We start from the raw sequence: 12,547 nt of genomic DNA, 5'->3' as shown, positions 1-12,547 counted from the left end.
TAACGAGATCGGGAGGTGAACATTTCCATGGATAAGAAACGTACTTACACCGTTCCGGTGCTGCTTATTATAGCGACGCTGCTCTTCTTCGTCATCGTGGTGCTATACTCCAAGCTGCTGCTGACCGAACAATCGGCCAAGACGGACAAAGGAATACGGCTAGCCTCAAGCTACACCTATTGCATGCTGCTAGCGTCAACCCTGAATGACGATGTCGGCCGCTTGTCCGGCACCGTATCTGCCGAAGAAAGGCTGCCGATCAAAGGCGATATAGGCAAGCTCGAGCTGGAGATGGGCGAATGCGGATCCAGCGTGATGGTGAAGGCGCAAGAGTTGAACGGTTCGACGCCTGAGCAAGCGATGCTCGCTTTGAACGGCGTTGCGCAGCCGCTTGAAGCCAAGCTGCGGAATCTAGGTGACCATGACGGTCCTCTAACGGCTGAAGAATCAGCGATTGTTCAAAAGGTTCAAACAGCCGGCGCCGAGATCCAGAAGACGCTGCAAGCGTACACCGTGCCGACCGGCGACGACCGGTATCGGCAGATGGCTTCGGGCGTCGAATGGCCCGATATCGCGCTTCAAGCATTTAAGCAACTGCAAGATTTGGCCGCTGCGCTTCAATAACCTTTCGCCCAGGAACCACTCCTTCCTCATAGGCATATGCTGAGTCAGCGAGATTCGCATATGCGATTCAGGAGGATGAACGATGGAGAAGAATGAAATGAAGCGGCTCTGCGAGAAGCACATGCACCGTTACGTGGAGCTTCAAGCGGCGGACGGCACGCGTTACGACGGTATTGTGGAATATGTCGATGAGCATACGGTATGCCTGGCAGTGCCCGGGGCTTATCCCGATTCGAGGGCATTCTTCCCGGGGCCGTTCTATCCGGGATTCGGTTACGGGTTCGGCTCTCCGTTCTTCCGGCCGCGCCGGTTCGCCCGATTCGCGTTCCCGCTGGCGGCGCTTGCCGGCTTGTCGCTGCTGCCGTATTACTGGTGATTGAATGACAGGCTGCGCTTACTGCCGTGTGCATAGGCTGCAGCCTGTTTTCGTTCTGAACAGCTGTCGGACGGGCTTTAAACGGAATGCCGAAGAACGATTTGGGATCGTTCCTCAATTTCCGTATGGGCATAAGTTGACACTCCCTTCGCCGATAACCTATAATGAGGTTTGATAACCGTGTGTTGTGGTCTGTTCCGGAGGGAGGGAAAACTGGTGTCCGAAACGAAAGTTCGCAAAAATGAATCACTCGACGCTGCACTCCGCCGCTTCAAGAAGTCCATCGCAAAAGACGGCGTTCTCGCGGAACTGAAAAAACGTAAGCACTACGAGAAACCGAGCGTCAAACGGAAGAAGAAATCCGAGGCTGCTCGTAAACGGAAGTTCTAGGAGGAGTTTGAGCAACATGAGCCTCGCGGAACGTTTGAATGATGACATGAAGCAAGCGATGAAGGCACAGGACAAGTTCCGGCTTTCCACGATTCGAATGGTTCGTGCGTCGGTCAAGAATCAAGAGATTGAATTGCGCCGGCCGCTTGAAGATAACGAAGTGCTCGATATTCTGAGCCGCGAAGTCAAACAACGCAAAGATTCCCTCCAGGAATTTACGAAGGCGGGCCGCGACGATCTGGCTAAGGATTTAGAGGCAGAGATCGCAATCATTGCCCAATATCTTCCCGAGCAGCTGAACGAAGAAGAAATCAAAGCAATTGTTACGCAGACCATTCAAGAGACCGGTGCTTCTTCTAAAGCAGATATGGGGAAGTTGATGGGGGCTTTGATGCCGAAGGTGAAGGGACGCGCCGATGGCAAGCTCGTCAACCAAATCGTCCAGCAACTTTTGCAATGATTTTCCCGAGACAACAAGCAAAGCACTCCCTTCGGGGAGTGCTTTTTGCGTTGTTTAGGCTATGATCCGGGGGCTCGTCTACTTTTTGGGGGTGCGTTATTTTCCGTGTCCCGATTGCATATGTTTTAGCGTAAAGGAGGGAGGCGCGTCATGCCGCGAGTCGTCCGCAAGCTTCGGAATTGGACCGCTCGAATCCTCGACCTGCCGCAAGATGTCGTGCTTGACCTCCCGCGGGTGACGATGATCGGAGGCATCCAATTGACGGTGGAGAACCATCGTGGCGTGCTTCATTTCGCGCCGACCTCTTTGCGTCTTGCGATGGAGAAGGGCGAATTGGAAGTGACGGGACACGAATTGGTCATTCGCAATATCGGAACCGACGATGTATTGGTGGAAGGCGAGATTACGGGAGTGCTGATCAAGAGATGAACTCTCCGCCCCGATGAAGCCGATCGGCGGCGGAAAAGCCGCGTCGGACGAGCAATTGGCGGACAAGCTTCATGCCGAAAGGATGAGTCTCATGAAGGGTAACTGGCTTCAATACATAAGGGGCATCGTAACGGTTAAGCTGATAGCCGGCGACGCGGACGTGTTCCTTCGGGATGCGGTCGCGGAGCTGGAGCTTTGGGATATCGGTTATGCGCCGGGCGGCAAGCTCGTATTCCGAGTGACGGTGCCCGACTTCTTCCGCATGCGGCCGGCTCTTCGGCGTGCGGGAGCCCGCATTCGGATCATGGATCGCAGCGGTCTCCCGTTCCAGATGGCGCGCTTGTCCCGCCGCAAGACATTCGCCGCAGGCATGCTCGGCTTCATTGTCTCGCTGTACCTTCTGTCTACTCTCGTGTGGGACGTGCAGGTCGAAGGAACGGAGCGGATTCCGGCGGATCAGATCCTTCAAGCGGCGCGGGCAGAGGGCATCTATCCTTACCAGTGGTCGTTCCGGCTGAAGGATTCGTCGGAGCTGGCGAGTCTGCTGGCGCAACGTATTCCCGGGATCTCCTGGGTTGGCATAGACAAGCAGGGCACGAAAGTCACGATTACCGTCGTCGAGTCGGCCAAGCCCGAGCAGCTGCCGCCGAACACGCCGCGCGATCTTATCGCGAAGACGGATGCGGTCGTCTCCCGGATCGTAGCCGAGGGCGGCAAACCCAAAGTCATTCGCAATGAACGGGTGCGCAAGGGGGATGTGCTGATCTCGGGCATCGTCGGCGAAGGCGACCGAACGCAAGCCGTTGTCGCCAAAGGCGAAGTGCTCGGAATCGTCTGGCACGAATATCGGATCGTCTCCCCGATGACCACCCGGGTCAAAGGGTATACCGGCCTAGAGCAAGAACGAAGCTACTTGCTGCTCGGGAACCGTGCGCTGCAGATCGGAGGATACGGCCAGCCGGAATACGATCAGTTCGAAGTGATGCCGGACACCCGTCGGCTGACCATCGGCGGCTGGACGCTTCCGTTCGGCATTTACAAGGAGCTGGAGAAGGAGGTCCAGGCGGAGGATCATAAGCTGACGGAAGCCGAGGCCAAGGAAGCCGGACTTCGGCAGGCACGCGCAGAAGTGCTTCGGAAGAGCGGCATGGGGGCCGTCATCAAGGCGGAAAAACTTTTGCATGAACAAACGGAGAATGGTAAAGTGATCTTAAATGTTCTATTTGAAGTTGAACAATCTATCGCGGTCGAACGTCCAATTGTTAACGCGGTTCCATCCGTTCCTGCGCCTCAAGCCGGCACGGAAGGGAACGATGGCCGGTAATGGGCGCTGCGGCCGGCAGGACTAGCATGCAGGGGGAATGAGGCTTTTTGGCGGAAACCAAGCAAATCATCACGATACCGCTCCGCAATGCGGCTGAGGGAATGGCGTTATTCGGACCGCAGGACAAGCACCTTCGCTGGATTCAAGAGCAATCGGAATCGCTGATTCATTCCCGGGAAGCGGAGATCGTCGTGGAAGGCCCTGAATCGGAGGTCCGCAGCTTGCAGCAATTGTTCGAGACGCTGCTGCAGTTGATCCGCAGCGGGCTGCCGCTCGGCGAACGGGACATCCGATATGCGCATGATCTGGCGCTGGAGATGAAGGCTGACCAGCTGCTCGCGCTGTTCCAGGGCGAGATCACAACGACGTTCCGCGGCAAGCCGATCGTTCCCAAGACGCTTGGACAGCGTCATTACGTGACTACCATTCGCAAGAAGGATATTGTCTTCGGCATCGGTCCAGCCGGCACGGGCAAGACCTATCTGGCCGTCGTGACGGCGGTGGCCGCGCTGAAGGAAGGCAAGGTGAAGCGCATTCTGCTGACCCGGCCGGCAGTTGAAGCAGGCGAGAGCCTCGGCTTTCTCCCCGGAGACTTGCAGGAGAAGGTCGATCCGTACCTGCGGCCGCTGTACGACGCGCTTAACGACGTGCTCGGCGCGGAAGGCGTAGCCAAGGCGATGGAGCGCGGCATGATCGAGATCGCGCCGCTCGCTTATATGCGCGGGCGCACGCTGGACGATTCGTTCGTGATTCTGGACGAAGCGCAGAATACGACCGGCGAACAGATGAAGATGTTCTTGACGCGCCTCGGTTTCGGCTCCCATATGATCATTACCGGCGACGTCACGCAGATCGACCTGCCCAAGGGCAAGAGGTCTGGGTTGATCGAAGCGCAGCGCATCCTGAAGGACATTCCGGAGATCGGCATCGTGACGTTCACCGAGCAAGACGTCGTACGCCACCCTTTGGTGCAGAAGATCATTCTCGCCTACAACCGCGACGATCAAGAACAACCAACGTAAAGGAGAGGACGCCGGATGAATCGGAAACGAAGGGGCCCGGCGGAGGCTGCGTCATCCTTTTCGGCAGGGGGCTGGAAGCACAGCGGGGCAGTGAAGCTGTTATTGCTGCTCGTGTTTGTGCTGCTTTTTTATTTCAGTCTCGCTACCAGGCTAGTGCCTGAGACTTACGATATTACGCTGGGCGGCAAGAGCCCCAGCGACATCAAAGCGCCTATACAGGTCACAGACGAGAAAGCGACGCTGGAGGCACAGGAGAAGGCGGCCGAACGAGTCGGTCCCGTCTATTCCACCGTCGCGCTGCATAACGAGGTGCTGATCGACGAGATTCTCGTGCGGATCGCCCAATTGAACCAGGACGATCAGGTGACCGAGCAGAATAAGGTCGATATCTATCGCAACGAGATTCCTTCCCGCCTGGATTCCTTCATCTCGCATTTTATATCGGCTAATGCCGGTTCCTCGACTTATTCGGCAACGCTGTTCGAGGAGATGAGGAGTGTCGTCGAGGATCAGAAGTATACGATCCCTCAGGAGACATTCTACAAGCTCCCGCAGCTAACGAGCGAGGAGATCGGCGAGATGCGGCCCGTGGCGACGAGCGTCGTGCGGCAGTTGATGAGCGAATCGCTGGCGGACGCGGAGACGGCGCGCATGAAGGTGGCCGAGCTGGTCAACGGCAGCTCTTTGTCCAAGAAGGCGCAGCGAGAGACGGTCCAGGAGCTGGCGAGATTCGTGCTGACGCCGAATCGGTTCTATGACAAGGACGCAACCGAAGCGGCGAAGCTGGAAGCGAAGCAGAACACGCCGCCTGTCGTCATCAAGCAAGGCGAGATTCTTGTCGAGAAGGGCGTAACGATCACGCAGGATTTGTACGATCGACTGGATAGCTTGGGGCTTCTGAAGGAACAGAAGAACTACCTGCCGCAGCTTGGCGTTCTGCTGCTGTCGATTCTATTCGTACTGGCGATTTACGTCTACGGCGAGATGACGAACGGCGGCGCATCCGGCGGCAAGTCGGACGGCACGTCGAAGCGCACTAACGTTCATCTGCTGATGCTGCTCATTATTTTCGCGATTAATTTGCTTATGATGCATCTGGTTGCGCTTGCGCACAATGACAGGTGGCCGGATATCGAATTCCTGGCGCCGGTCGCGCTGGGCTGCATGCTGGTCACGCTGCTGTTGGACATGCACCTGGGTCTCTTATGCGGGCTGCTGTTCACGATATTCTCGAGCATCATTCTGAACGTTGGCCAGCAATCGGTATTTGATTTTCGATACGGATTCATCGCAGCGGTCGTCTCGTTCACGTCCGTGCTTGCGATCCATCGGGCCAGCCAGCGCTCTTCGATTCTAAAAGCCGGCATCATGATCAGCTTGTTCGGTTCGGTCGCCGTCTTTGCGCTTATGCTTGTCGAGACGGATATCGACCGTGTTCGGCTGCTGGAATCGGTCGGCTTCATGTTCGCCAGCGGCCTGTTGACGGCGGTGCTCGTCATCGGCATGATGCCGTTCTTCGAATTGACGTTCGGCATCTTGTCCGCGTTGAAGCTGGTCGAATTGTCGAATCCGAACCATCCGTTGCTGCGCAAGCTGCTGACGGAGACGCCGGGAACGTATCATCACAGCCTCATGGTCGGCAACTTGTCAGAAGCGGCGGCGGAAGCTGTCGGCGCCAATGGGCTGCTGTGCCGCGTCGGATCGTTCTATCACGACGTCGGCAAGACGAAGCGCCCGAACTACTTCATCGAGAATCAGAACGGCGGCGTTAACCCGCACGACAAGCTCGATCCGAAGGTGAGCGCGTCAATTATTATCGCCCATGCGAAGGACGGCGCGGAGATGCTGAAGCAGCATAAGCTGCCGAAGCCGATCCGTGATATCGCCGAACAGCATCACGGCACGACCTTCTTGAAATTCTTCTACTACAAGGCGGCGAAGCAGGCTGAAGAGCAGGGCAAGCCGAACGAATGGACGGAAGACGACTTCCGCTATCCCGGCCCGAAAGCCCAGTCGAAGGAAGCGGCGATTGTCGGCATCGCGGACAGCGTGGAAGCCGCGGTTCGTTCGCTCGCTCACCCGACTGTCGAGCAAGTAGAGAATATTATCGGCAAGATTATTAAGGACCGGCTGGACGATCAGCAGTTCAACGAATGCGATCTCACCTTGCGCGAGATGGACCAGATCGCCCATACGCTCAAGGAGACGGTCATCGGCATGTTTCACTCGCGAATCGAGTATCCTGACGAGAAGGACATCAAAAATCGTAAAGAAATAAAGGAGCAGCAAGGATGACACTGGCGCTGGAATGGATCGACGAGAGAGAGTATTCAGATGAAGAAGCAGAGAGCGGCTGGCCGCAATTGCTGGAGCGGCTGCTCCAAATAGCGGGCCAAGCCGAAGGCGTCGAAGAAGGCGTCGTGACGGTTACGTTGACGGATGATGAAGGCATTCGCGAGCTGAACAAGGAATACCGCGGCCTGGACAAGCCGACGGACGTGCTGTCGTTCCCGCTGCGGGGCGGCGAAGAGCCGAACATCCATTATGACGACGACTTCGAGACGCTGGAAGGCGGCAATCCGGAGGACGTTGGCGGCGATCCCTTCGCAGAGCTTCTCGGCGACATCGTGATCTCGGTTCCGCGCATGCATGCGCAGGCGGATGATTATGGGCACAGCGCGGAGCGCGAGCTCGGCTTCCTGTTCGTGCATGGATTCTTGCACTTGCTCGGGTACGACCATGAGAGCGAGGAGCAGGAGAAGGACATGTTCGCGAAGCAGGAAGCGGTGCTGTCGAAAGCGGGGCTGACCCGGTGAACGCGAACGGCAGGCGCCGCTGGAATCGTACGGAGCGCGAATCGTTCCGGCACGCGACCGAAGGCATACAATATGCGATGAAGAACGAACCGCATATGCGAATGCACCTTGGCGCCGCCATTATCGTGCTGGCTGCTGCCGCATGGCTGAAGCTGCCGATCGAAGGCTGGCTGTGGATCCTCTCGGCCGTGGCGGCCGTCTGGGTGACGGAGCTGCTCAACACTGCCGTCGAACGCGCAGTTGATCTCGCCTCCCCGGATTCGAACCACTTGGCGAAGGTCGCCAAAGACGCTGCGGCCGGAGCGGTTCTCGTCGCTTCCCTCTACTCGGCGGCGATCGGTGTCCTTGTCTTGGGACCTCCCATATGGGACCGCCTGTTTGGCGGCTGACGATGGAAATTCGATGGAGAAGCACAGGGAGATTACAGGAATCTTAGGGAAACGATGAGGAGCTGGAGACCATGAGCTTAAGCCAGGGGACCCATGAACGGCTGCTGAAGGCTGCCGAAGAGGCGATGAAGCGCGCCTACGTGCCCTATTCGAAGTTCCAGGTCGGCGCCGCGCTGCTGGATGCCGAGGGTAACGTCCATTATGGCTGCAATATTGAGAACGCCGCATACAGCCCGACCAACTGCGCCGAACGAACCGCATTGTTCCGCGCGATCGCCGATGGGCACGCCGCAGGATCGTTCAAGGCGATCGCCGTTATCGGCGATACCCCAGGACCGATTACGCCTTGCGGCGTCTGCCGCCAAGTGATCTCGGAGCTGTGCTCGCCCGATATGCCGGTCATTATGGGCAACCTCAAAGGGGATATTCGGGTGAGCACGGTGTCTGAGCTGCTTCCTGGCGCATTTACGCCGCGAGATTTGGAGTATGGAAAGAAGGATAATTCAGTTGACTGAGAAGTTTAAATCAGGCTTCGTCGCGATAGTCGGACGGCCGAACGTCGGAAAGTCGACGCTTATGAACCAAGTGATCGGACAGAAGATCGCGATTATGTCGGACAAGCCGCAGACGACGCGCAACAAGATTCACGGCGTGTATACGACGGACAACGCTCAGATCGTATTCCTCGATACGCCGGGTATTCATAAGCCGAATTCCAAGCTCGGCGACTATATGGTGAAGTCCGCGCAGAGCGCGCTGCAGGAAGTAGAGGCCGTCTTGTTCCTCATCGACGTATCCGAGGAGCTTGGCGGAGGCGACCGCTTCATCATTGAATTGCTGAAGAAGGTCCAAACACCGGTCATTCTCGTCCTGAACAAGATTGACAAAGTGCATCCGGAACAATTGCTTCCGGTTATCGAGAAATACTCGAAGCTTCACTCTTTCGCCGACATCGTGCCGGTATCGGCCGTCCACGGCAGCAACGTTCAGACACTGCTTAACCAGCTCGTCGGCTATTTGCCGGAGGGTCCGATGTATTATCCGGCCGATCAAGTGACGGACCATCCCGAGCAGTTCGTCTGCGCCGAGCTGATCCGCGAGAAGATCTTGCAGCTGACGAGGGAAGAGATTCCGCATTCGATCGCCGTAGAGATCGAGAGCATGGGCACCTCGGACAACGGCGTCGTACGAATCGGAGCGGTGATCTACGTCGAACGCCAATCCCAGAAGGGGATCGTCATCGGCAAGAACGGCGCGATGCTGAAGCAAGTCGGCAAGATGGCGCGCGAAGACATGGAGCGGCTGCTCGGCTCGAAGATCTTCCTGGAGCTGTGGGTGAAGGTCAAAGAAGATTGGCGCAACCGCGAATCCGTGCTCAAATCGCTGGGATTCCGCCACGACTGAGGCAGGCGGCGTGCCGCAATCGGCGAGCCCAAACAAGATGTGTCAGGCATATCGCTGGACGGTCAGAGGCATCCTAAGGGACGGAATATGCAATTCATTTCCGTCAGGAGAGGATGAGGCGCTGTGCGGGACTTCACGTGGCACGTGTTTACGCAGACCGGCGATATCGAAGCCTACTTGCTGTATAAGGAAATGAACAAGCTCGGGACGGCCGGCGCGGAGCCGGCTGACATTCCCGATCCGCTCGAGAGCGATTCCGTCGCCGAACCGGCATCGCCTTGATCGGCGGGCTTGCGATGGACGGAGGGCAGGTCCGATGCTGTATCGGATGGAAGGAATCGTCATACGAGGCACCGATTATGGCGAAGGCAACAAGATCATCACCATTCTCACGCCGTCTCACGGCAAGCAAGGAATCGTAGTCAGAGGGGCTCGCAAGCTGAAGAGCCGCTACTCGTCGCTGGCGCAGCCATTCACGCACGGCGACTTCTCTTTCTTCAAATCCGGTCAGCTTGGCACGCTGAGCAGCGGGGAGATCATCGAGCCGTACCGCGAGCTGAGGGAAGGCATCGAGACGGCCGCCTACGCTTCTTACGCGGCCGAGCTGTGCGACCGGGGCATCGGAGAAGAAGATGCGGGAGGCTACTTATTTCATCAATTAAAAGCTTGCTTCGCGGCTCTGGCTGAAGGCAAAGATCCGCAAATCGTGATTCGCGCCTTCGAGATGAAGATCGCGGGCAGCGCCGGTTATGCTCCTCTGTTGGACGAATGCGCCAGCTGCGGGCGAACCGGCGTTCCATTTCGCTTTAGCCCCGCGGCAGGCGGCGCTTTGTGCGGCAATTGCCGCCACAAGGACCCATCCGCGATGGAGCTGAGCGATGCGACGTGGAAGCTGCTGCGGCTGTTCGCAGCGCTCGATCTTCGCCGGCTTGGGCAGATCAGCGTCAAGGATACATACAAGCTCCAGCTTCGAGCTGCTATGCGGAAGTGGATGGATCATCATTTGGGCCTGAAGCTCAAATCGCAGCATTTTCTCGATCAATGGGAGCGGTTGGCCGACCGTCCTGTACCGGAACAGCAGCCTCCAAGATCGCCGGAAGCGGCGGAAGGAACCGATTAAGGATCAACTTCCAGTGCTGCGAACGATCCCCACTCCTCTTCGCCAGACACTTGTGATAAACTAATCGTGAACTCATTCACAATCTGCAATGAGACATTGCAGATTTTTTATTGTCCGGGGATGTTTAACCGAGAGGAGACTGCGGATGAATCCATTCATGCAATTCAAGAAAGCGTCCCGCATGCAGGTGATCCCTGTCATGCTTATTCCCGTCGCGCTTGGCGCTCTAGGCGCATACGTATGGGACGGGCAGTTAAATATAGGGCTGCTGCTGCTTACGTTGGCTGGCTCCGGAGCGGCTCACCTGTTCTCGAACATGGTGAACGACCTGTGGGACTTCAAGAACGGGACGGACGGCGCGGCACAGGCTACTGAGGGTGCGATCTCCACGAATTCCGGGTACTTGACGAAGGGGATCTGGACGCTTCGAAAATTCGCAGCGGTGACGTGGGCGTTGTTCGGCGTCGCGGCGGTTTGCGGAATCGTGCTTAGTCTCATCAGCGGCTGGATGGCGTTCGTGTTCGGCGCGCTCGGAGGCTTGATCGCTTATTTCTACGTGGCGCCGCCGATCCGATTCGGCTACCGCGGCAAGGGCTATAGCGAGGTTGCCATTCTGCTCTCGTTCGGCGTCTTGCCGGTGATGGGCTCGTATTACGTCCAGACGTCCGAGCTGGATTACCGGGCGCTGCTGCTGTCGCTGCCGATTGGGCTTCTGACGACGCTGATCTTGTTTAATCATCACTTTCTGCATTGGCAAGCCGACCGCCAAGCGGGCAAGAAGACGCTGGTCGTCGTCTGGGGCGAACGCCGGGCGCTTGGCTTCTCCCGTACGCTGCTGCTGCTCGCTGTGCTGAGCCATATCGCGTGCGTCGTTTTCGGCGTGCTGCCGGTGTACGCGCTCATCGGACTGCTGGCGGCGATTCCGCTCTACTCGGTGTACGGCAAGCTGAAGGACACGAACCCGTCCCACGCCTATGGGCCGCTCATGGGCGCTTCGGTCAAGGCGACGTTCCGCTGCGGCTATGTCCTCATCTTGTCGCTGATCGTGCAGGGATTGCTGCTTTAATTAGAAATGCCCAGTGAGTAAGGAGCAGAGGCGGAAGTCGTTCTGGAGAAACGAAGTTGGTCGCCTTTGTCCCCGGATTCCGTCCCTATTATGGGGTATCTAATCAAAGGAATCTGGGGGCAACAGCGATCGGAAGAATGATTCCCGCCGTCGCTCCCAACCTCACTGGCAAATAAGGAGACGATACCATGGAAGAGAGACAACTCGTATTCGGCGATTTCCATACGATTCTGGATGAGGGCAAGGTTTGGAAGATGGGCGGCTTCCCGCTGCCGGACGGCTCGTTCTGGGAATACCGCGAGCCTGACGCCGTCGTCATCGTGCGCAACGGCATCCTGTATGTCCGCGCGAAGCTGAGCCGCCAGAACGATCGTATTCAAATTCTCGATAACGCCAAGCACATGTACTACTCCGTAGACGACGTCGTCGTGCCGGAGAACGGCGAAGTCGAGTTCGAGTTCCAACTGCGCTGCCGTACGCAGGGCACCGCGCTGAACGATCTGTACGACGGCTACGTGTCGCTGAATCTGCTCGACTTCACGACTGGCGCCGCGCTGGACTTCTTCGCGGGCAACGATAAATACGCGAGCGTCTACGCGATTCTGCCGTTCCCGGGTGTCGAGGTGCCGCCTTCGGACAAGACGCGATATTTCTGCATTTTCAAAGAAGATACCGACTTCCAGCCTCGCGAGTTCAATACGTACAAGATCACCTACAACCGCGCCGAAGATGAAGCGGTCTTCTATCTGAACGGACATGAGGTTCGCCGCGAGAAGGGCGTCCCGGTCAAGTTCAACCGGTTTACGATCGCGCTCGGCATCATGACCGAGAAGGATCTGTCGCCGGAAGGCAGCGTCTCGGTGCACGGCCAGACCGTCATCGCCGAGTATTCGCCCGTCACCGTGACGATTCGGGAGTAGGAAGCTGCTGCCGAACACATCGATCCTATTTGACATCCCCGGCATCCTTCGGCTAGAATAAGGCATATTAATGGCAAGCATGCTTGTTGAAGGAGAAAGAGTAACCGATTGACGGTCGGCAATGCAGCGAGCCGGGGGCAGTGGAAGCCCGGTGCGGCGAATCGGCGAAGGGCGCTCCGGAGAGCATGGCCATGAACGTGCAAAGAG

Annotated in this window: 16 protein-coding genes; all 16 read left to right on the top strand. The window is 57.4% G+C overall.

The window, feature by feature from the left end:
• Nucleotides 1-27 precede the first annotated feature (27 nt).
• The 16 genes from H4Q31_RS15770 (at nucleotide 28) to H4Q31_RS15695 (ending at nucleotide 12,340) form a co-directional block, all read left to right on the top strand.
• A complete protein-coding gene (locus H4Q31_RS15770) occupies nucleotides 28-624 on the top strand; it encodes a nucleoside triphosphate pyrophosphohydrolase family protein (protein WP_185180012.1) in 597 nt (198 codons plus the stop codon).
• A gap of 82 nt (nucleotides 625-706) precedes the next feature.
• Entirely contained in the window at nucleotides 707-1,000 is a 294-nt protein-coding gene (locus tag H4Q31_RS15765) for a hypothetical protein (RefSeq protein WP_185180011.1), read from the top strand.
• 216 nt (nucleotides 1,001-1,216) lie between these two features.
• Nucleotides 1,217-1,390, top strand: a complete 174-nt coding sequence (rpsU, locus tag H4Q31_RS15760) for a 30S ribosomal protein S21 (RefSeq protein ID WP_027091135.1) — start codon at nucleotides 1,217-1,219, stop codon at nucleotides 1,388-1,390.
• Between the two features lie 16 nt (nucleotides 1,391-1,406).
• On the top strand, nucleotides 1,407-1,850 hold the full coding sequence (locus tag H4Q31_RS15755; RefSeq protein ID WP_185180010.1) for a GatB/YqeY domain-containing protein: 444 nt from the start codon (nucleotides 1,407-1,409) through the stop codon (nucleotides 1,848-1,850).
• Nucleotides 1,851-2,000: 150 nt separating this feature from the next.
• Nucleotides 2,001-2,279 carry a sporulation protein YqfC gene (yqfC, locus tag H4Q31_RS15750; RefSeq protein WP_185180009.1) on the top strand — a complete coding sequence of 93 codons (279 nt, stop codon included), beginning with the start codon at nucleotides 2,001-2,003 and terminating at the stop codon, nucleotides 2,277-2,279.
• 91 nt (nucleotides 2,280-2,370) lie between these two features.
• Nucleotides 2,371-3,603 carry a sporulation protein YqfD gene (gene yqfD / locus H4Q31_RS15745; protein ID WP_185180008.1) on the top strand — a complete coding sequence of 411 codons (1,233 nt, stop codon included), beginning with the start codon at nucleotides 2,371-2,373 and terminating at the stop codon, nucleotides 3,601-3,603.
• Between the two features lie 101 nt (nucleotides 3,604-3,704).
• The gene (locus H4Q31_RS15740) at nucleotides 3,705-4,625 is read left to right on the top strand and encodes a PhoH family protein (protein WP_376698258.1); all 921 of its coding nucleotides are present in this window, start codon (nucleotides 3,705-3,707) and stop codon (nucleotides 4,623-4,625) included.
• 15 nt (nucleotides 4,626-4,640) lie between these two features.
• Nucleotides 4,641-6,920: an HD family phosphohydrolase gene (locus H4Q31_RS15735; RefSeq protein WP_185180006.1), complete on the top strand. Its 2,280-nt coding sequence runs from the start codon at nucleotides 4,641-4,643 to the stop codon at nucleotides 6,918-6,920.
• A complete protein-coding gene (ybeY, locus tag H4Q31_RS15730; RefSeq protein WP_185180005.1) occupies nucleotides 6,917-7,441 on the top strand; it encodes an rRNA maturation RNase YbeY in 525 nt (174 codons plus the stop codon). The genes H4Q31_RS15735 and ybeY overlap by 4 nt, the downstream gene beginning before the upstream one ends.
• Nucleotides 7,438-7,830, top strand: a complete 393-nt coding sequence (locus H4Q31_RS15725; RefSeq protein WP_311771744.1) for a diacylglycerol kinase family protein — start codon at nucleotides 7,438-7,440, stop codon at nucleotides 7,828-7,830. The genes ybeY and H4Q31_RS15725 overlap by 4 nt, the downstream gene beginning before the upstream one ends.
• A gap of 71 nt (nucleotides 7,831-7,901) precedes the next feature.
• Nucleotides 7,902-8,345 carry a cytidine deaminase gene (gene cdd / locus H4Q31_RS15720; protein WP_185180004.1) on the top strand — a complete coding sequence of 148 codons (444 nt, stop codon included), beginning with the start codon at nucleotides 7,902-7,904 and terminating at the stop codon, nucleotides 8,343-8,345.
• The gene (era, locus tag H4Q31_RS15715) at nucleotides 8,338-9,234 is read left to right on the top strand and encodes a GTPase Era (RefSeq protein ID WP_245347461.1); all 897 of its coding nucleotides are present in this window, start codon (nucleotides 8,338-8,340) and stop codon (nucleotides 9,232-9,234) included. Before cdd ends, era begins: the two co-directional genes overlap by 8 nt.
• Nucleotides 9,235-9,357: 123 nt before the next feature.
• Nucleotides 9,358-9,516 (top strand): YqzL family protein, encoded by a 159-nt coding sequence (locus tag H4Q31_RS15710; protein ID WP_185180002.1) that lies wholly within the window; start codon nucleotides 9,358-9,360, stop codon nucleotides 9,514-9,516.
• Between the two features lie 34 nt (nucleotides 9,517-9,550).
• Nucleotides 9,551-10,354, top strand: a complete 804-nt coding sequence (recO, locus tag H4Q31_RS15705) for a DNA repair protein RecO (protein WP_185180001.1) — start codon at nucleotides 9,551-9,553, stop codon at nucleotides 10,352-10,354.
• 145 nt (nucleotides 10,355-10,499) lie between these two features.
• Entirely contained in the window at nucleotides 10,500-11,420 is a 921-nt protein-coding gene (locus tag H4Q31_RS15700; protein WP_185180000.1) for a prenyltransferase, read from the top strand.
• Nucleotides 11,421-11,608: 188 nt separating this feature from the next.
• Nucleotides 11,609-12,340, top strand: coding sequence for a DUF6081 family protein (locus H4Q31_RS15695; RefSeq protein ID WP_185179999.1), 732 nt, complete (start codon nucleotides 11,609-11,611; stop codon nucleotides 12,338-12,340).
• Nucleotides 12,341-12,547 lie beyond the last annotated feature (207 nt).

The sequence above is a fragment of the Cohnella lubricantis genome (assembly GCF_014212015.1).
Taxonomy (GTDB): Bacteria; Bacillota; Bacilli; order Paenibacillales; family Paenibacillaceae; genus Cohnella; species Cohnella lubricantis.
This window is presented reverse-complemented; position numbering and strand designations above follow the sequence as displayed.